Genomic DNA, 18,353 nt, shown 5'->3' with positions numbered 1-18,353 from the left:
CTCGGGCTGCAGATCCATGGCGAGCGGCGACAGATTCACGCTGATCGCCTTTTGCGCCGTGTGAACAGCCCTTTCCTTCCGCGAGAATATTAGACGACGCTTATTAAGATTCAGGCAAGCGGCGTGGTGAGCACGGCCCTTCGCCGCTGCGCCGGATATTATTAAAATGCGATCGATTGGTTTGCTGCGCGCCTCAAAACGCGATCCGTGCGACGCGCTTCAGGTGTGCCCAGTTCTACACGCATCCCTCGACGAAGGGGCCGTTGATCCATAGCGAGCCACTGTTGTACATGCTGGTCCCGCTGCCGTCGGTGCGACCTGTCGTTTCCTTGTCGACGTGCAGCCTGCTGTTTGGCACCAACTGACCGTTCACCTTGATGCTCTTGATGAACAGGTTGCGATCGCCCCCGTTGCCCTGCCCCGCCCACAGATCATTGGCAAAACGAAGCTCGATGAAATGCGGGCTCGGCACTGCGCTGAGGTCGACAAAGAATGGCTGCGCATCGGTCGACGCCGCCTGCATCTCCGCACCGATCTCGTCGGGCGTTACGGCCTTGCTCTGCCTGCCCGAAACGGCAATCTGGGCCACGGGCTTGCCGTCGACCAGAACGTCCAGGCGCGGCGGCCCCTGGAATTCGGTGCCGGCAGCGTCGATCTCCAGGCTGGTGACGGTGCAACGCCCAGCGTCTTTCGCCGCGTCCGCGACCAGGTTGGCCACGCGCTGCCGCTGCGACTGCACCCATCCGGCGATGGGCTGCAGCAGTGCGCTGCGGTCGCCCGCATCGACCTTGAAGAGGTTGGTTCGTTCGTCGGGATCGGCCTTGAGGTCATATTCCTCGACCTTGCCGGTGGTGGCGTTGAAGATGACCTTTCGATCATTCTCGCGATAGCCGAACAGGAAACCAGCCCAGGGATTGAAGAAGAAGGTCTTGTTCGGCCGTTGCTGGCTGAACAGGCTGCGCCCCTGCCACTGCTTCGGCAGCGGAAGTCCGAGTATGTCGAATATGGTCGGGGCGACATCGACGATGCCGCCGACCGGATGCGCGACCTCGTCGTGGAAAAGATGCTTGTTGATCATGATGAGCGGAATGTGGACGTTCTCATCGTAGATCGCGCTGGCATGAACATAGTCGCCGTGCTCCCCGAACGCCTCGCCGTGGTCGCCCAGTATGACGACAAGCGTCGAATCGAGCTTGCCGGACTGCTTCAGCGATTCAAGGATCTCGCCAAGCGCCGTATCACCGACCTTCAGGGCGTTGAGGTAGGCATTGAATTTTTCATCATCCGAGTAGTGGACCAGCCCGTTGTCGTGGCTGGAAGGCGCCATCTTCGAAAACATCGGGCTGTCGGTGATGTAAGGATAGTGGGTCATCGCCGTGAACATGATGCCGAAGAAAGGATTTCCCGAATCCTTGTTCATCCAGTCGATGATCGACTGCGCCGTGCAGAGATCACTGTTGTAGTCCATGTTCTTCCACTGCTCGGAGCTGAGCTTGAAGGTCGGCGTGGTGCATTTCTGCCCCCGGTAATCCTGAATCGTGTCCAGCCCCTTGTTCAGCAGAAACTCATCGACCCGCTGGAAGCGGGAATCCGCGCTCCAGAAAAACCCGGTGCGAAAGCTGTGTGCGGAGAGCGTATTGGAGATCGAATCCAGCGGCAGGTAGGGATACCTGGTGGTCATGCCATAGTATGAAATGTCGTTGTACATCGAGGTGAGCAGAGAAAATATCGAGTAATGCGTGGAAGGGGCATGCGCGTATATATTGTCAAATCGGATGGAGTCCCCTGCGTAGCTCTTTATGTTTGGAGTGACGGGATATTGGCCGCCAAACGTCTCGATATATTTGGACGGAACCGACTCCATCATGAAGATCAGCACGTTCTTGATCGGGTTTGGCGTCGGCGCCTTGAAGCTCGACGTTTCCGGCGGACGCTCACCGACGCTGGCGACATCCGGGTCGTTGGTGGAAGCGTTCATGGTCAGCACGACTGGCGTCGGACTGAGCAGGGCCGATTCAACGAAATACAGGATCGGATTGTCGATCTTGGCCGCCGGCAGCGCCTCCGCGCGCACGTGGTATCCAGTACCGACCAACGCCGCGCCGACACCCAGGACGAGCGCACCCAGAAAGACCCTGTGGCCGGTGGCGCTCAGGCGCAGACACACTCGGGCCGCGGCGTAGCCAAGAACGAGGACCAGAACGATGGACCCGGAAACGGTCGCGAAGTCCCGGATGTTAAGCGCGTCGCCCATGGCGTTCCTGGCGTCGGCATTCTGGAGGAAGTCGCCATAGACCAGCCACTGGAACGTGAATGGCTCGCCCAGCATCTTGACGAGATTGATGTTGGCAAATCCCCAGCCGAGTGACACCAGGATGACAAGGTAGAACAGGAAGGCGACGACGGTGGAAGCGAGGCGGCTGGCCTTTGCCAGGAAAAGCAGGAACACGGCCACAGCGGTCAGCGAGGCAATGACGATTAGATCGTAGTAGCTTGCTGCCAGCCCCTTCGGAATGGACGCCAGAAGGCCCTGGATCGTTGTCTGCGGATCGACGATGGCGCTTCGGTAGGCACCCAGAAGCAACCACGACAACAGGGCCGTGCAGATAATTTGCAGGCACATGCGCTGGAAGCGCATGTCTCGCGACAAAGACCTGTCCGCCTTCGATTCCGTCAAGCCGCTCTCAGGTCGGCTCGCCGACCCCATGCTGCCGCCGATGTTCATACAAATACCCGCCGCCAGTTTGCGCTCCGGCCCATTCACGGCCGATACGTTCAAACCCCCGCTGCCAGAATCCGCCCGAGCTAAAAAAGAGTCAACAAAATCAAGTGTTCGTTAACCACGTCTCTTGAGAACTGGTTAACCGAATGCGTTGAATGCCGATGTGTTTTTGCGGCCGTCGGCAGGTTCAAGCCTCTGCAGGAATTGGAAAGCCGGCGAATTTCCGACACCGCAAGACATGCGCGACGATCGTGCCCTCGCCGATGGACGTCGCCGCCCGGACTTCACCCGAACGCGTACAGAGCTTCCGAAGAAATGGCTCTGAAATAAGCGGTGAATTCCCAGTAATTCTCGATGCGCTCGACAAACGGGCGCGGTGGTGGCTTCACGATATCGATCTCGAAATGGTCCAGGCGCTGGTCGCCGCCGAGATAGGCTATGATCGCGTTGCCAACCAGAGGGTCGGCGATATCACTATAGTGGATCGGGAAATACGGCTGCCCGGTTTCGAACAGGACGGATTTGATCTTGGTCCGGAACAGGTTCAGGTCGCGGAGATACTCATTGAACCGGTCGATGTCGAAATGCACTTTTTGCCGGTAGGCGCCGGCTGGCAACGGTTCCGAGGCATGAAGAACCCAGACTCCGGAAGCCTCGGCCTCAAGCAATGAAACAAAGGATGCCACCGGGTTCCTGAAGAGCCAGAGCTTCTTGATGCTCTCATCTTCGAGCACGGGAAGAATGGCGGGGCGCGTCTGCTCGGGAAAAATGTGAAAGCCGACAAAGCGGGCCGCCGGATCGTCGAAAATCCGCGCAATGAACTGCTCGGGTTCGGCATCCCGCACGTCGACGCTTTCCCGCGGCAGGTTCATCTTCTCGTGGTAGTCGTGGCGCAGTCCGACGAAACCAGAATTGAAGACCTCGCCGTGCATCACCATCCCGTCATACTGGTTGAGATGGCGGTTGAGTGCCTGGGAACCGGTTCTTGGCGATGCGATCAGCACGAACTTTTGACGAGACTGCATTCGCACCAGGCCCTGATACAACGAAGACGTGCCCGAAAATACACAAATGACCTGTTCATTCAATTCTCAGCTGCACATGAATCAACAACGGCGGGCGCTATCGAGCTCGCCCGCCGTCGCGATACTTTTCAGCACCGGCTCTTGCGATCAGCCGCCACGCAGGCGTGTCGGACCCAGGTTTGCGATGGCCATACGCTGTTCGGACGGACAGGTTGGCAGGTAGCGGCTGGCATCCGCGTATGTCATGGTCGCAATGGAGCCCTTGAGCCCACCGCGTTTCGCGATCCAGCTGCGAACCCAGCCTGGGTAGTTCTTCATCATGAAATTCGCGGCTACCTGGTTGCCCCGCGCCCCGGCGCCATAGGGCAGGTGGAAGCCGAATGACGCCCTCTGTGTGACACACGCTTTGCCCTTGGGCATGGCCAGGTAAAGGGTGCAGGCCGAGTCGCACGCGCCGTTGAAGCGCACAAAGCCGCCGCTGCGGCGCATTTTCAGCACACGGATGGCATAGTCGATCACATAGCCGCCGCGATCGCCGCTGATCGTCTTGACGTTGGCAGTGCCGAGCTTGATGCTTGGGCGCAGCAATTCACCTGCGGTGCTTGCCGAGACCAGTGCGCCCATCAAACCGAGCGCGCCGAGAAACTTCATTGTCGTTTTCATTTGCGCCTCCTGCTATGCCGTCAATGCCTAGCTGGGAGGCGTAAAGATTGATTATTCCGTATCGCTAAAGTTGTAACAGTCGATTGATTGTACAGGTGTTTTAGAACCTGCTTGACGATTTGGTTTACCAATGGCGCTGAAGGATGATCACTGAAAAGTAAACCCGGCGCAGGCATCATTGTCGATGGACCACGCTGCGGAAGCGCGCTCGGCGGAATTGGATCAGAGGAACTTCGATGGCCGTTGGTGGCAAGGAGCGGAGGCCGTTAGAGCCGCAAGGCAGGCCTCGCCGTGTCTGTGTCGTGACGCGGGCGATCGGGCTTGGCGACGACGAAGACACAGCCATGGCCGAACTGGCCAGGCTTTTCGCCGGGGACGGTGACGAGGTCACCCTGCTATGGGTTCCCGGGAGCGATGTGCCTTCCTCCGAGGAGGTGGCAGCGCGTCACCGTGAGTTTGAGGCGGCCTCTGTCCGACTGGAAGTGCTCGACAAGTCCGATCAGCTGCTTCCTTCGCTGGCGACGCCCGAGAGCCAGTCCGCTGCGCTGCTGCACTACCTCGAACGGTCCGGCCACGATCTGGTCTACGCGCCCCTCGAGGGCGGACTGCCCTACTATACGCTGCTGGCGGTCGAGACCGGGGCCTTTGCCGCTCCGCCGGTTGTGGTCATTGCCCAGGCGCCGCTGGAATGGGCACATGAAGCCGACAGGGCGTTCATGGGAAGCACCGACGCAATTGCCGTGACCTACATGGAGAAATATTGCGCGGAGATGGCCGACAGCACGATCTGCGCGTCTGCCGCACTGCGCAAGTGGATGTTGTCGAAAGATTGGAAGGTGAAGAAGGCGGTGGTGACGCCGCTGCTCCAGGATCGGATCGACCAGGCAGGCGCGCGATCGTCGGTCGGGAAACAAAGCTCAAAAGAACTTGTCGCCTTTGCCGGATGGCACCTTCGCGATGGCATGACGCTGTTGTGCGATGCATTGGACATCCTGGCGCCGACGGCGCCCAAAGGCCTGACGGTCACCGCATTCGGACCATTCGGAAAGATCATGGGCGAGCACAGTGGTGGCCTGCTTCTGCGACGCGCCGAGCGGTGGCCGTTCAAGCTCAACATGTTGCCGCGCGCGAACTTTGCGGCAAAGCTCGACTACGCCACGCGCGCCGGCGCGCTTGCCGTCATACCCGCCCGCGCCGCATCGACCGGCGGAGCCGTCGCCGCATGCATCGAGGCGGGATTGCCATTCGTTGCAACCAATGTCGGCGCGCACGCCGAGACCTGGAAGCCGCAGGCAAGGCAACCGCGACTGGTCGATGCCGACGCTGCCGCTTTGGCGCAGGCGATCCTGGCGGCGCTCAAGGATCCCCCTCGCCCATTGCCGATCGATAGCCTCAGCCAATGCCGTCAGTCATGGCTGGATACACGCAATTTGCCGACGCCGGCCAAGCGGAGGCGCATCCATAAAGGCGCCGGATCGTCACCGCTGGTCTCGATCGTCATGGCCCATCGCAACCGGCCGCTCTATCTGAAACAGGCGATCGCGGCGATCGAAGCGCAGACCTACGATCACCTGGAACTGGTGCTGGTCGACGACGGAAGCGACCTGGACGAAGCCAGGCGATTGCTGGATGCGTTGGAGCCGACCTTCCGTCAGCGCGGATGGAAGATCCTGCGGCGGCCGCACCGGCATCTCGGCGCGGCGCGAAATGCCGGCATCCGTGCCGCGCATGGCGAGCTGATCCTGTTCGTCGACGATGACAACGCGCTGTTTCCGGAGGCTGTCGACCATTTCGTGCGCGCCATGGCAATTTCAGGCGCGGACATCTGCACCGCGTTCCAATTGATCTTCTATGAGGATTTCGTGCCCGGGGACCGGGCCGATGGGCTGATCCAGTATTTGCCATTGGGTGGTCCCGACGCGCTTGGCCTGATCCACAATGTCTATGGCGATGCCAATGCGATGGTGCGTCGATCCGTCTTTGCACAGATCGGGTTCTGGATCGAGCAACCGGGCTACGCCATGCACGACTGGGAATTCTTTGCGCGAGCCTCGCTTGCCGGGCTCAAGCTCAGGCCTATTCCAAAACCGCTCTACTGGTACCGCTCGAAGCCTGACGGAATGTTCCGGACGTCGAATTGGTACGACAATCGCCTCCCCGTCATGGAAGCGTTCAGGTCAAGCCAATTCGGTGATTTGGGGCAGCTCTACAAGTTGGCCATCGCCCAGAATACGGCGCAATCCGAGATCGAAAGTGCGCGCGAAAACCTGAAGTATACACCCGCCAATCAGAAATATCTGGAGCTCTGCGACGTCGAGCCGAACAGCGATGCCGCCATGGCGAAACTTGCCGCCATTGCCGCATTGATCGGTCGCCCCGACACGGCAGCCACCTTGCTTGGACGCCCCCAAGCCGATGAGCGCCGTGACCCGGACCGCGCTGATGTCGGCTCGAACACTCTCGGCTTCGACATGTTGAGGAGAGCACGGCTGCTCACACCGCGCCCCTCGCCTCTCCCCTTGCTGCTGGTCGCACCGGATGGCGGTGGAGTGTTCCTGCGTCCGCATCTGGAGGGTGCGGTCGCCGCATCGCTTGATCATCAGTTTCCGCCCTTCTTCCGCAAGATAGAAGCAATCGTCGAAGTCGCGCATGCCGACGCACCGGCAACGGACTTCGCCCTGGCTCTCGCCCGCCCCGATCAAACCATAGACTGGCAGCAGGACATCGCTGCCCAAACGATTGCCTTTTCGGGGTGGATGACCGTGAAAGACAAATTCGTGCGCCACCCCCTGGTGGTGATGCTTTACGCCAGGCGCAAGATGCCGCTTTCTATCGTTCTTGCGGTGCGTTTTGCGGGGGCGCCCAATGGTTTTCCGACCAATGCTTTCTTTCGAAAGCTGACGCTGTTCAGCGAATAGCAATCCAGCGGGCGAGCAGGCCCCGAGCCCGTTAACCATCCCCCAAGAGAACGGCCGCTTGGCCGCTGTTATGGTTGACAAATTACTAACAACTAATATTATTATGGGCTATGGGGTTCGTAGTGGAAGGGGTGTGTAATGCGTAAAATCCAATCGCTACTGTTGGGTGGACTTAGTATTCTGGGCGTGAGCGTCGCTTTTTCCAACGTGGCGCAGGCGCAAATGGCGGTTGCTCCCGTCAAGGAGGCCGAGCTTGCTTGCGAGCAGGCCCTTAAGATCGGCACCATCGAGGCGCTCGAGGACTATCTGCACCGTTATCCGAATGCTCCGACGGCCTGTAAGGCGCTTGCGCTCAACAGCCTGTCCCAGTTTGCGGCGGAAGGTGGGAATGGAAACGGTGGTGATGGCGGCGGCCGCTACGGCGGATAGGTCTTAGCTGCGTCTTCCCGTTTTGGCAGTCAGGTGGTCGCGTCGCCGTCAAGGCGCCGCGCAGCCAGGCTCGACACAAATTCGGCATAGCGATCCGAGGTTCTCATCCAGCCGAGATCGACGAGCTGCGTGGCGTCGCCGCGATAGCGCACAGACCGATGGTTGCGGAGCGCCAGTTTCGGATCGCGCTCCAACGCTTCCATGTAAGCAGCGCGCTCCTCGAGCGTCTTTTCCTTCAGTTGCGTGTTCTCGCTCAGCGACGACGCTGACTTTTGGCGGAACCCCCAGACGAACTTGAAGTGAAGCAACGCGACGCGCAGTTCGCTGAACCGGACCTTGCTGATCGTGTGCTGCGCCACGTGATAATGCGTGCCCCGTCCCCATCGCACGATCGGCACCTTCGTCAGGCACGGGGGAAACGTCTGCTTGAACCGGCCGTGCCAGAAAACACGTTCCCGCACGCCACCGAACATCTGCTCCGGCGGATACAAGCCGTCGCGGGCTCGCAGCCATCCGGGCTCCGGATCGAAGTAGGGTGAAGCCTCGATGAGCGGTATCGTGCCGTCATAGCTGCATTCGGCCAGCGGGCCGTCGGCATACATGTCGATCATCGAGCCGATCACGGCTTCGGCGCCGGTCGAGTCGAGATAGCTGCAAAGCTGGCGCAGGTTTACCCGCTCAAGATCGGGATAGACGAGAAGCTCGTCGGCGTCGACCGAAAGGCACCAATGGCCGGTGCCGAAGACGTTCATGAGCGTGTTGATCCATCGCGGCGGATCGATGTTCTCCGCGAAATGCGATCCCTCGGTGTGGAAGCAGTGGCTGTCCGGCTGTTCCAGGATCAGTTCACGGGTGCCGTCCGTCGAACCATTGTCCAGGAAGAAAAAGCGGTCGACGCCAAGGCCGCGGTAGTGGTCGAGGATATGCGGCAACAACGTCGCTTCGTTGCGCAGGCCGACAAAGCACAGGATCTCGCCATCGGCTATGTCGATCTGCCGATCATCCAGCCGCGCGAGATGTCTTGGGGGTAGAAGGCCAATCATCCGAACGTCTTCAATCCGTTTGCGCGCGAAAGACACGTGCGTTATGCCCGCAAGACAATTATCAAAGTGTTATCCAACTGTTGGCAAGACTGTTTCGAGCGGGGCAGGCTGACAAGACGGACTAATCGGGGGACTGATTGAGCGTTGGTTCTAAGGCAGGCGCGACGCCCAAGGGCAAGCGACAAGCAAATCAGAAGCCTCGCAACGTGTGTATCGTTTCGGAGGTTGAGTTCGGCTCGACGGTGACTGCGGATCCCGGGTCGGCAAGCTACGCGCTGGCGCAGCATCTGGCGAGAACCGGCGACACCGTGACGCTGCTCTGGGTGCCAAGCCCGCTCGGCAGCCAGCCTGATGCGAAGGAGATCGCCAGGCTGGGCAAATGGTGCTTCGACAATTTCCTGGTGCGGCTCGAATTGCTGCCGCCATCGCCCCAGTTGCTGCGCGGCAATGAGGCGAGCGACAAGAACTCGGTCGCTGTCTACCACTACCTCAAGCAGAATGATTTCGACGTCGTCTATTTTTCGCTCGAGGGCGGCCTGGCGCATTTCCCCACCGTCGCCAAGCGGACGGGCGTTTTTCCCGCTCCGCCTGCGATCGTCGTGCTCGCCCATGAGCCGCTCATGTGGAAGCTGGAGGCCAATGCCCGCGCGGTCGAACAGAAGGACCAGATGACCGTCGCGCACATGGAAAAGACGTCGGCCGAGACGTGCGACCATCTTGTCGTCACCGGCCAGTCCCTGCTCGACTGGATGACCAAGGCGGGATGGAAACTGCCCGCCAGCCGTCACATTGCCGCGCCCCTTGAGCCTGAGGAGTGGCGTTCGAACTTCGCCGTCGATCATTACCGGCCGCGCGAGCGGCCGACAGCCGAAATTGTTCATTTCTCGGGCACGGAGGCGCGCAGCGGACTGACGCTGTTCTGCGATGCACTCGACCGCCTGGCCGATAGCGGCGTGGCCGACCTGGCGGTGACGGTCGTCGGCGCGTTTGGTCATGTGCTGGGCGAACATTCGGGCGGCATGATCGTTCGCCGGGCGCAGCAGTGGCCGTTCAAGCTGAAGCTCCTGCCCATTCGAGACGAACCTGAGATCTTCAGATATCTCCGGCAAAGCCATGCACTGGTGGCGATTACGCACACGGCTGCTCAGCTTCCGCTCGATGTGGTGACATGCCTCGATGAGGAGATCCCGTTTGTCGCGACGGATGTCGGCAGCGTTCGCGACTTGCTCCATCCGAGATCGGCCGATGCCATCATGATGGAGGCGTCCGCGTCGGCCATCGCGGCCAAGATTGCGTCAGTGCTGGAAAGCCGATCGTTCGGCCCGGCCAAGCCGCTGCACAAACGGGACGTGCGTGAGAAAGCCTGGAGCAGGCTGCACGCGAAATTCCGCAGGGAACCCGGCAAGGCCCCAAGCCGAAGCCGGAGCCGGCCACCGCTCGTTTCAATCATTACCGCGCACTACAATCGCGCCAGCCTGCTGCCCCAGGCGATTGCCTCGGTTCGGCGCCAGGACTACCCAAACATCGAACTGATCCTCGTTGACGACGGCAGCACCGATCCAGCTGCCGTCCAGTTGCTGGCCGAGATCGAGCCGGAGTTCGTGCAGCGCGGCTGGCGGATCATCCGGCAGAAGAACGGTTTCCTCGGCAAGGCGCGCAACACCGGAATCCGCGCGGCCAAGGGTTCGCTGATCCTGTTCCTGGACGACGACAACGTGCTGTTCCCGAACGCCGTCAGTGCCTTCGTTGCCGGCATGCAAAAGTCCGGTGCCGATATCTGCACGACCTTCGCCAAGTGGCTCAACGAACCTTTCGTGCCGCCGGATACGAAGAGCGGTTACATGCTCTATTTCCCGGTCGGCGGACCTACGGACATCGCCCTGATCACCAATCCGTATGGCGATGCCAACGCGATGTTCCGGCGTGAGGTTTTCGCCAAGATAGGCTACCTCAACGAGGAGCGAGGCTTTTCGGCCAGCGATTGGGAATTCTTCCTTCGGGCGGACCAGGCCGGCCTGGAGATTGTCACCGTCCCGGAGCCGCTCTATTGGTATCGCTCATCGCCGACCGGCATGAACCGAAATGCCGAGTGGCTGCGGAACCGCAAGCCGATCATCAACGTCTTCCGAAAGCACAAGTTCGCGAATACGGACATGTTCGTGCAACTCGGCATCAGCTCGAACACCGCCAATCATGAGAAAGAACTCAACCTCTGGAATCTGGAGCTTCGGGTCAAGGACGAACGATATCTCCGGTTGAGCGCAGGTTCCCCCAATAGCGCGGACGCGATGCAGTTGCTGGCCGAGATCGCGGCACGCGAAGGCAGGGCGGATACCGCAGTTTCGCTGCTCGCCCATGCTGGGCGCCCCGACTTCACCCTGGGTGTCGTCGAAATGCTCAACGCAGCGGCCGAGGAAACCGTGCCGGAGTTGCATTCCTCGCTCTACCGCGAGCAGTATCTCTCCGCCGAACCCCTGCGCCTGGCTCATGTCGGTTCGTATCCCGATGACGATCCGGCCCTGCTGAGCTATGTCGAGCAATCGCCGGACCAGCTGTTTCTCGAAGCCAAGGGCAGCAATATCACCATGGCTTTGCTGAAGGGCGTCTGCCCGCCGGGCGTCACTGGCGCGACCTGTTGGATCTACCTCGACGAGGAACTGACCGGTCGTGCGCAGTTTCAGCTCGCCATCGTGGATGCGGAAAACCAGACCTTCGGCAATCTCGCCCAACTCCTTGAGAGTGATGGCGGAAGTGGCTGGGCCGATGTCAGCCGACCGCACGAGTCGCGAGAGATCATGGCGACTGTCAGTTCGCCGGCGACCGACAGGCGAGATCTGCTGCTCGCGGTCAGGTGCGGCGGCAGCCTCCCGAATGCACGGGTGCTCGGCGGCTTTTCGGGCATCCAGATCCGCCATGTCGTTTCGACCGGCGCGAGGCGTCCGCGCCTCGGCGCGCCGCAGCAACGCCGACGCATGCGCCGAATGACCAGTGACGAGCTGAAGCATTCAACGCTGGTGACCGACCATCCGTCCGATCTGCCGGCGTTGCTTGTCGCCAGCGACAATGGCGGCATATTCCTGCGGCCGAGCACGCATGGCCCGGTTGTTGCCGCCCTCAACTCTGCTTTCCCGGCCTTCGCCAGAAGTGTCATCGCAACAGTAGAGATCGCTCATGAGGAAGCGTCTCCATTCGAGTTCGCCATGGCGCTGGGCAGGCAGGAAGAAAAGCTCGTATGGAAAGGGGATGCCCCGGTCGGTGCCTTGGCGTTCTCCGGATGGACACGGGTTTCGAAACCTTTCGAGCTGCATGATTTGAAGGTTTCAATCCGGGAGATCGATCGCAAATGGCTGACGATCTATCTGGCCATCCGGTTGCCGCGCGGCTCGAAGCCGATGCCATCCAACGCCTTTTGGCGCAAGCTGCTGCTGGTGTGGGACTAACGGCGGCATCGTCGACGGCGCAGACCTGGATGTTTGTTTTTACGCAATTCCGAAGGAAAACCGCTACGCACTTTTCCTGGAATTGCTCTAACCTGTCGAAATCATGGGAAGCAGTAGGTTCAGTATGTGCACAGGAGGCGCCTTGAAAATGAAGATGTCATTCAGTCTTGTCCTGGCATTTATTGTCGTTGCCGGGAGCATCTTGTCTTTCGGAGCGGCCGCCCAGGAACCTGATGTGGGCCCTAAATGCACCCAGTGGAATTCCTTCCGTGTCCTGTTCAAGAAGGGAGACGGCAAGATATCGGACGAAGCTGCGAACGCGCTGACGGCTTTCATCAAGGAGGCCGGGCACGATTGCGGTTATAGGCTTTATGCAACGGCGAGCAAGGAAGGTGGCTACGACAAGGCCTACGACATTGCCGGCCGCAGGCTGAGTGCGACCGGCGACTTTCTCAAGGCGCGAGGCGTCAAGCCGGAAATGGTGCTGGCGCTTTCGCATTGGGTCGACGACGGCGCCGCCGACACCAACACGGCGCGGAGCGCCATCCTATACACTCTCCCGAAGCAAGGGATATCGTGCCGGCAGTATGAGAAGCGCGACCCCGTCCAGGTTCACCTCTTTTTCTACAACCAGTCCTCCGTGATTTCACAGCAGATCAAGGACGACCTCGACAAGTTTGCCGCCAGCATCCGAGACTCGCGCTGCAATGTCGAACTGACGGGCCTGGCTGCCAAGGAATTCACCGGCTCCAGCGCCGCAAAGAAAAACAAGGAACTGGCCAAGAAGCGCGTGAAGGCGATCGTGGATATTTTGACCGCGGCCGGGATCGACAGCGACCGGCTCATCGACACGAACGTTGAGTACGTAGGCGACAAGAAGCCGAACGTCGCGACCAGTCGTCTGGCGACCGCGTCCCTGATGTAGTGGCTTGTGGAGTCTGGATCGGGCTGGCGCCTTCACCGCGCGTTCTCGAGCGATCGGCTACCCCGGCTGCAGCAGAATGCCCCTGTTGCGGCCCAATAACCAGCGCAGGCCGCATGCCAGCACGACATTGAACAGGGCAAGGCCGCCAAGTACGGCGAGCGTGCCTTGCGCTCCCGTCCATTGCATCAGCACCGCGCCCATCGACGGCGCGGCCGCCTGGGCGATCAGGCTCGGCATGGCCAGGCGGCCCATCAATTTCGCGTAGCCCGACGGACCGAACAATGCGAGCGGCAAGGTGCCGCGCGCGATCGATTCAAGGCCGATGCCGGCGCCGTAAAAGCCGAGCGCCACCGGCACGGCCGGCATGCCGATCCAGAGTGCAGAGATGCCTATGGCGACGAAACTCGCCGAAGCAAGCTTGGTCCAGATCGGATGATGGTAGCGCGCGATCATCATTTCGATGGCGCGTGCCGTTACCTGGAACGGGCCGACCAGGGCGCCGAGACCGACGGCGGCGGCAAGCGCCAGGCCGCCGGCCTGCAGAATCGCCAGCAGGTGCACCGACATCGTCGAGGAGATCACCGCGGCAAGCGTGATGGTGGCGGCGAGCACGATCATCAGCGCCAGGGACGGATCGCCCACAGGCGCGGGTTTGGCGTTTCCTTCCGCTTCGGTTCTGCTGCCGCGCGGTGGCACCCCGCGCGGCAGCAGCGTGAGATAGAGCGGCAGAGCGACAAGCAGTTGCACCGCCGCGTAGACGAGGCATGCGCCGCGCCAGCCGATCTCGGCCATCAGGAAGGCGGAAATCGGCCAGCAGACGGTGCTGGCGAAGCCGCCGAACAGGGTCAAGGTGGTGATCGCCGAACGCGCGCTGTGGCCGTACAGGCGGCCAAGCGTCGCGAAGGCCGCGTCATAGAGCCCTGCCCCCATGCCGAGCCCAATCACGAGCCACGCGCCGACATAGGCCGCAAGGCTGGGCGCCGCCGCCAGGCCGATCTGGCCGGCGCCGATGCAGACGGCGCTGAAAGCAAGCACATTGCGGCCGCCATGACGTTCGATCGAGGAGCCGACACGCGGCGAGATCAAGCCGGCGACCAGAAGCCCGAGCGACAGGCCGCCGACCACCCAAGCCAGCGGCCAACCGGTCTCTGCGGCCACTTTCGGCGCAATGACCGCCGGCAAATAGTAGGAAGAGCCCCACGCCATGATCTGCGTCAGCCCAAGCACGGTGATGATCGTGCCGCGGCTACGCATGCCCGACTGAATGCTCATGCGGCGACGCCGCAGCCGCAGCCACTCTTGCCGGCGGTCTTCGCCTCGACATCGGCGACGCAGCACGCATCCGCCTCTTGCGGCGCCGGGCCGCCGCAGCAGCCTTCAGACGCGCTTTCGGCCGAGGCGAGCGATCCCGGCACCACGCAGACGCCGGTCTCGGGCAGGACCAGTCGCACCGTATCGGCGGACGCGGTGTCGCCTGCCAAAGCGGCCGCGACCGAGCGCACCTGTTCGTAGCCGGTCAAAAGCAGGAAAGTCGGCGCCCGGCCGTAGCTCTTGATGCCGACCGTGTAGAAATCTGCCTCGGGATGGCTGAGTTCGCGGTGTCCGTGCGGGGGCACGTCGCCGCAGGAATGCTCGTTGGGATCGATGAGCGGCCCCAGCGCCTTGACGCTTTCCAGCCACGGATCGAGATCGAGCCGAAGCTCCCTTGTCAGCGTGAGGTCGGGCCGCTGCCCGGTGGCGGCGATGATACGGTCGACCGGGCCGATCCGTCGCAAGCCGTCTTCTGTCTCGCCCTCGACGATCAGGCGACCGCCTTCGTCGCGAATGGCCACGGTGGCAAAACCAGTGACCAGCGTGACGCGGCCGCTTTCGGCAAGTTCGCGCGCATCGGCGCCAAGCTCGCCACGCGCCGGCAACTGGTCGGCATCGCCGCCGCCATAGATGCGCACGAGGTCGGTGCCGCGAGCCGTCCAGATGGAGGCCGTCCCAGGTTCGGCATCCGCCAGCCTGGCAAGATCGAGCAAGGCATTGGCCGCCGAATGCCCGGAGCCGGCGACCAGCGTGGTGCGGCCGGCGTAAACGCTGCGGTCGCGACCGAGAATATCGGGAATGCCGTAAGCGATGCGATCGGCGAATTCCATCTCGCCCTCGGCCGCGAGGCCGCCGGCACCGAGCGGGTTCGGTGACTGCCATGTGCCCGAAGCATCGATGACGGCGCGGGCACCGTCACGCCTGGTGCCATTGGCAGTTTCGACCACCAGCATGAAGGGCCGTGCCTCACGCCCCCTGCTCCGCACCTTGTCAGCACCCCAGCGCGAGATGCCGACAATTCGAGCGCCGGTTTCGATCACCGGCGCCAGCTCGGGGAGTTTCGCGAGCGGCTCGAGATAGAGATCGATAAGCTCGTTGGCGGTGGGAAACGCCTCGGGATCGGGCATGTTCCAGCCATGCTCTTCCAGCAGTTCCCTCGCCGCACGATCGACACAATAGCGCCAGGGCGTAAAAATCCTGACATGGCCCCAATCGCGAAGGTTGGTGGCAATGTCGCCGCCGGCCTCGTAGAGCTTCACTGGCAGGCCCTGGCGAAGCATATGGACGGCTGCCGCCAGGCCGACAGGGCCGGCACCGATGACTGCTACCGGAAGATCGTTATGCTTGTTCATTTTGCTACCTTCCATAATTCCGGGATTATCGAAATATAAGGCAAAAAAATTACGCCGCCGCTTCTCCCGCGGCGCGATTGCTGGTGGCATCGGCGCAGCATTCGTCGGCGAGGAAGCCGACCAGATCCCGCATGATCGGATAGTTGGCGCGGCAGATCAGCGTCGTCGCCTGCCGCTCCTGCGAGACAAGGCCGGTCAGGATGAGGCGGTGCAAATGATGCGACAGCGTCGAGGCGGCGATGCCCAGACTTTCCTGCAGAGTGCCGACCGGCCTGCCCGCCTCGCCTGCCCGGACCAGGATGCGGTAGAGTTTCAACCGCGTCGGGTTGCCCAGCGCCTCGAGCTGTTTTGCTGCTTGTTCGAGTTTCATGGAAATATCCGTACGCCTAGAATCAGCCGGTCGTCAACTGAATTTCGAAGAAATTCGAAATAAACTCAGACGACCCGCTTACCGTCGGCGCCGATCACCACCTCGCCGTCCTCCTTGGTGAAAGGGCCGATATCCGGATTGGGCAGGATGTCGAGAACAGCTTCCGACGGCCGCGCCAGCATGGCGCCGAACGGCGTCACCACGATCGGCCGGTTGATCAGGATCGGGTGCGCCAGCATGAAATCGAGGATCTCGTCGTCGCTCCATTTGGCATCGCCAAGGTTCAGCTCGGCATAGGGCGTGCCGCTCTCGCGCAATAGCTGGCGCGGCGTCATTCCCATGGCGGCGATCAACTCAATGAGCTTTTCCCGCGACGGGGGGTTCTTCAGATATTCGATCACCTCCGGCTCCTCGCCGGACTGGCGGATGATGGCCAGCGTGTTGCGCGAGGTGCCGCATTGAGGGTTGTGATAGATGGTGATGGTCATTTAGCGGATCTCATCTGAGGCAACGGTTTCGGTTCGGCAAGCAGCCAGCCGGCCAGCGCCATGGCCAGCAGCGCGCCAACAAGCTCGGCGACGATGAAGGCCGGGACATCGAGCGGCCGGATGCCGGCAAAAGTGTTGGAGAAGGCGCGCGCGACGGCGACCGCCGGATTGGCGAAGGAGGTCGAAGCGGTGAACCAGTAGGCTGCGGTTATGTAGAGGCCGACCAGCCACGGGATCGAGTCCGGACGGGCGCGCAAGCCGGCAAGGATGGTGAAGACGAGGCCGAAACTGGCGACCAGTTCGGCGATCCACTGCCCCGTGCCGCTTCGCACCGTGGTGGAAAGCTCGACCAGAGGCAGGCCGAACATGGCGTGCGCGATCAGCGTGCCTGCAATGCCACCCGCGATCTGGGCCAGGACATAGGCCAACGCAGCCTTGGTTTCGATCTCCCGCCGCAACCCAAACACCAGCGTCACCGCCGGGTTGAAATGGGCGCCGGAGACCGGCCCAAGAATAGTGATCAGCACCACCAGAATCGCGCCGGTCGGGATGGTGTTGCCGAGCAGGGCCAATGCCACATCGTCGGTGAGCCGGTCGGCCATGATGCCCGAACCGATGACGGCGGCGACCAGCATCGCGGTGCCGAGGGCTTCGGCGACCAGACGGCGAGGCAGATCAAGGGTCATGCTCAGCCGGCCCTTGGGAGATCACGGCCGATCTCATCCAGCCGCTTCTGCAGGGCCAATTTGTCGACCATGCTCATCGGCAGGCTGACGAAGATCGAGATGCGGTTGCTGAGCATGCGGTAGGCTTCGGCGAAGGCCAGATGCCTTTCCGCATCGGTGCCCTCGACTTCGGCCGGATCGGGCACGCCCCAATGCGCGGTCATCGGCTGGCCCGGCCAGACCGGACAGGATTCATTGGCGGCGTTGTCGCAGACGGTGAAGACGAAATTCATCTCTGGCGCGCCGGGGACCGCAAATTCTTCCCAGTCCTTCGAACGGGCAAAGGAGGTGTCGTGGTTGAGCGTCTTCAAGAGCTGCAGCGTGAATGGATGGACCGCGCCCTTCGGATGCGAGCCGGCGGAATAGGCTTTGAACCTGCCGGCGCCGACCCGGTTGAGGATCGCCTCGGCGAGGATCGAGCGCGCCGAATTGCCGGTGCAGAGAAACAAGACGTTGTAGATCTGATCGCTCATCAATTCCTCCCTATCTTCTTGTCTGACCATGATCTTTTCCGAAAACCGGTTCCCTCTTTTCGCTTACGCGGTCCTTCGGTTCGGGATCATGGTCTAACATTTGCAGGTCACCGCCTGGATAATGGGCTGGCAGAGCTCCGGCGCGCCGTTGCAGCAGTCCTCCATCAGATAGGCGAGCAGGTCGCGAAAGCCGGTCATGTCGGCGATGTAGCGGATGCTGCGCCCCTCACGCTCGGCACTGACCAGCCCGGCGTGATCGAGCACCTTCAGATGCGCCGACATGGTGTTCTGGACGATGTCGAGCCGCGCAGCGATCTCGCCGGCGGGCAAACCTTCAGCGCCGGCACGCACCAGCAGGCGGAAGGCCTCGAGCCTCGTGTCCTGGCCGAGGGCTGCGAGCGCGAGAAGAGCGGTTTCTTTATCCATCTATCCATAAATCCGGATTTAAGGATGTTTAGCCCCGCCATAT

The 18,353-nt window shown here is 61.5% G+C and carries 16 protein-coding genes; 5 read left to right on the top strand and 11 right to left on the bottom strand.

Features of this window, described 5'->3' with window-relative positions:
* Positions 1-235: 235 nt before the first annotated feature.
* The 3 genes from AC04SI_RS21955 to AC04SI_RS21945 form a co-directional block, all read right to left on the bottom strand.
* Positions 236-2,254 carry a sulfatase-like hydrolase/transferase gene (locus AC04SI_RS21955; protein WP_488474879.1) on the bottom strand — a complete coding sequence of 673 codons (2,019 nt, stop codon included), beginning with the start codon at positions 2,252-2,254 and terminating at the stop codon, positions 236-238.
* Positions 2,255-3,006: 752 nt separating this feature from the next.
* Positions 3,007-3,810 carry a hypothetical protein gene (locus AC04SI_RS21950; RefSeq protein ID WP_404280832.1) on the bottom strand — a complete coding sequence of 268 codons (804 nt, stop codon included), beginning with the start codon at positions 3,808-3,810 and terminating at the stop codon, positions 3,007-3,009.
* An 84-nt stretch (positions 3,811-3,894) separates the two neighbouring features.
* A complete protein-coding gene (locus tag AC04SI_RS21945) occupies positions 3,895-4,410 on the bottom strand; it encodes a hypothetical protein (protein ID WP_404280830.1) in 516 nt (171 codons plus the stop codon).
* A 344-nt stretch (positions 4,411-4,754) separates the two neighbouring features.
* Between AC04SI_RS21945 and AC04SI_RS21940 the strand changes: the two genes are divergently transcribed.
* Complete coding sequence (locus tag AC04SI_RS21940) at positions 4,755-7,328, top strand: glycosyltransferase family 2 protein (RefSeq protein ID WP_488474878.1); 2,574 nt, start codon at positions 4,755-4,757, stop codon at positions 7,326-7,328.
* A 138-nt stretch (positions 7,329-7,466) separates the two neighbouring features.
* Positions 7,467-7,757, top strand: a complete 291-nt coding sequence (locus AC04SI_RS21935) for a hypothetical protein (RefSeq protein WP_404280825.1) — start codon at positions 7,467-7,469, stop codon at positions 7,755-7,757.
* A 29-nt stretch (positions 7,758-7,786) separates the two neighbouring features.
* Here AC04SI_RS21935 and AC04SI_RS21930 read toward each other — a convergent pair whose 3' ends face one another.
* On the bottom strand, positions 7,787-8,509 hold the full coding sequence (locus AC04SI_RS21930) for a hypothetical protein (protein WP_488474877.1): 723 nt from the start codon (positions 8,507-8,509) through the stop codon (positions 7,787-7,789).
* Between AC04SI_RS21930 and AC04SI_RS21925 the strand changes: the two genes are divergently transcribed.
* The 3 genes from AC04SI_RS21925 (at position 8,486) to AC04SI_RS21915 (ending at position 13,165) form a co-directional block, all read left to right on the top strand.
* A complete protein-coding gene (locus AC04SI_RS21925; protein WP_488474876.1) occupies positions 8,486-8,788 on the top strand; it encodes a hypothetical protein in 303 nt (100 codons plus the stop codon). The two genes, AC04SI_RS21930 and AC04SI_RS21925, sit on opposite strands and share 24 nt — an antisense overlap.
* 218 nt (positions 8,789-9,006) lie before the next feature.
* Positions 9,007-12,240, top strand: coding sequence for a DUF6212 domain-containing protein (locus AC04SI_RS21920; protein ID WP_404280821.1), 3,234 nt, complete (start codon positions 9,007-9,009; stop codon positions 12,238-12,240).
* 148 nt (positions 12,241-12,388) lie between these two features.
* Complete coding sequence (locus AC04SI_RS21915; RefSeq protein WP_488474875.1) at positions 12,389-13,165, top strand: OmpA family protein; 777 nt, start codon at positions 12,389-12,391, stop codon at positions 13,163-13,165.
* 57 nt (positions 13,166-13,222) lie between these two features.
* Here AC04SI_RS21915 and AC04SI_RS21910 read toward each other — a convergent pair whose 3' ends face one another.
* The 7 genes from AC04SI_RS21910 to AC04SI_RS21880 all read right to left on the bottom strand — a co-directional run bounded on the left by AC04SI_RS21910 (position 13,223) and on the right by AC04SI_RS21880 (position 18,310).
* Positions 13,223-14,437, bottom strand: coding sequence for an MFS transporter (locus AC04SI_RS21910; protein ID WP_488474874.1), 1,215 nt, complete (start codon positions 14,435-14,437; stop codon positions 13,223-13,225).
* Positions 14,434-15,828 (bottom strand): NAD(P)-binding protein, encoded by a 1,395-nt coding sequence (locus AC04SI_RS21905; RefSeq protein WP_488474873.1) that lies wholly within the window; start codon positions 15,826-15,828, stop codon positions 14,434-14,436. The genes AC04SI_RS21910 and AC04SI_RS21905 overlap by 4 nt, the downstream gene beginning before the upstream one ends.
* Positions 15,829-15,877: 49 nt before the next feature.
* Positions 15,878-16,198: an ArsR/SmtB family transcription factor gene (locus AC04SI_RS21900; protein ID WP_436248390.1), complete on the bottom strand. Its 321-nt coding sequence runs from the start codon at positions 16,196-16,198 to the stop codon at positions 15,878-15,880.
* A gap of 65 nt (positions 16,199-16,263) precedes the next feature.
* The gene (gene arsC, locus AC04SI_RS21895; protein WP_488474872.1) at positions 16,264-16,686 is read right to left on the bottom strand and encodes an arsenate reductase (glutaredoxin); all 423 of its coding nucleotides are present in this window, start codon (positions 16,684-16,686) and stop codon (positions 16,264-16,266) included.
* A complete protein-coding gene (locus AC04SI_RS21890) occupies positions 16,683-17,372 on the bottom strand; it encodes an aquaporin (RefSeq protein ID WP_488474871.1) in 690 nt (229 codons plus the stop codon). The genes arsC and AC04SI_RS21890 overlap by 4 nt, the downstream gene beginning before the upstream one ends.
* A gap of 2 nt (positions 17,373-17,374) precedes the next feature.
* The gene (locus AC04SI_RS21885; protein WP_488474870.1) at positions 17,375-17,884 is read right to left on the bottom strand and encodes an arsenate reductase ArsC; all 510 of its coding nucleotides are present in this window, start codon (positions 17,882-17,884) and stop codon (positions 17,375-17,377) included.
* Between the two features lie 93 nt (positions 17,885-17,977).
* The gene (locus AC04SI_RS21880) at positions 17,978-18,310 is read right to left on the bottom strand and encodes an ArsR/SmtB family transcription factor (protein ID WP_488474869.1); all 333 of its coding nucleotides are present in this window, start codon (positions 18,308-18,310) and stop codon (positions 17,978-17,980) included.
* Positions 18,311-18,353 lie beyond the last annotated feature (43 nt).

This window comes from Mesorhizobium sp. CNPSo 4689 (assembly GCF_057784325.1).
This window is presented reverse-complemented; position numbering and strand designations above follow the sequence as displayed.

Bases quoted from the DNA above. Each gene is read 5' to 3' on its own strand.
- AC04SI_RS21935 (WP_404280825.1), top strand. From the start codon at position 7,467: ATGCGTAAAATCCAATCGCTACTGTTGGGTGGACTTAGTATTCTGGGC.
- AC04SI_RS21890 (WP_488474871.1), bottom strand. From the start codon at position 17,372: ATGACCCTTGATCTGCCTCGCCGTCTGGTCGCCGAAGCCCTCGGCACC.
- AC04SI_RS21930 (WP_488474877.1), bottom strand. From the start codon at position 8,509: ATGAACGTCTTCGGCACCGGCCATTGGTGCCTTTCGGTCGACGCCGAC.
- AC04SI_RS21910 (WP_488474874.1), bottom strand. From the start codon at position 14,437: ATGAGCATTCAGTCGGGCATGCGTAGCCGCGGCACGATCATCACCGTG.
- AC04SI_RS21915 (WP_488474875.1), top strand. From the start codon at position 12,389: ATGAAGATGTCATTCAGTCTTGTCCTGGCATTTATTGTCGTTGCCGGG.
- AC04SI_RS21900 (WP_436248390.1), bottom strand. From the start codon at position 16,198: ATGAAACTCGAACAAGCAGCAAAACAGCTCGAGGCGCTGGGCAACCCG.
- AC04SI_RS21925 (WP_488474876.1), top strand. From the start codon at position 8,486: ATGGCCGGTGCCGAAGACGTTCATGAGCGTGTTGATCCATCGCGGCGG.
- arsC (WP_488474872.1), bottom strand. From the start codon at position 16,686: ATGACCATCACCATCTATCACAACCCTCAATGCGGCACCTCGCGCAAC.
- AC04SI_RS21945 (WP_404280830.1), bottom strand. From the start codon at position 4,410: ATGAAAACGACAATGAAGTTTCTCGGCGCGCTCGGTTTGATGGGCGCA.
- AC04SI_RS21940 (WP_488474878.1), top strand. From the start codon at position 4,755: ATGGCCGAACTGGCCAGGCTTTTCGCCGGGGACGGTGACGAGGTCACC.
- AC04SI_RS21880 (WP_488474869.1), bottom strand. From the start codon at position 18,310: ATGGATAAAGAAACCGCTCTTCTCGCGCTCGCAGCCCTCGGCCAGGAC.
- AC04SI_RS21955 (WP_488474879.1), bottom strand. From the start codon at position 2,254: ATGGGCGACGCGCTTAACATCCGGGACTTCGCGACCGTTTCCGGGTCC.
- AC04SI_RS21885 (WP_488474870.1), bottom strand. From the start codon at position 17,884: ATGAGCGATCAGATCTACAACGTCTTGTTTCTCTGCACCGGCAATTCG.
- AC04SI_RS21905 (WP_488474873.1), bottom strand. From the start codon at position 15,828: ATGAACAAGCATAACGATCTTCCGGTAGCAGTCATCGGTGCCGGCCCT.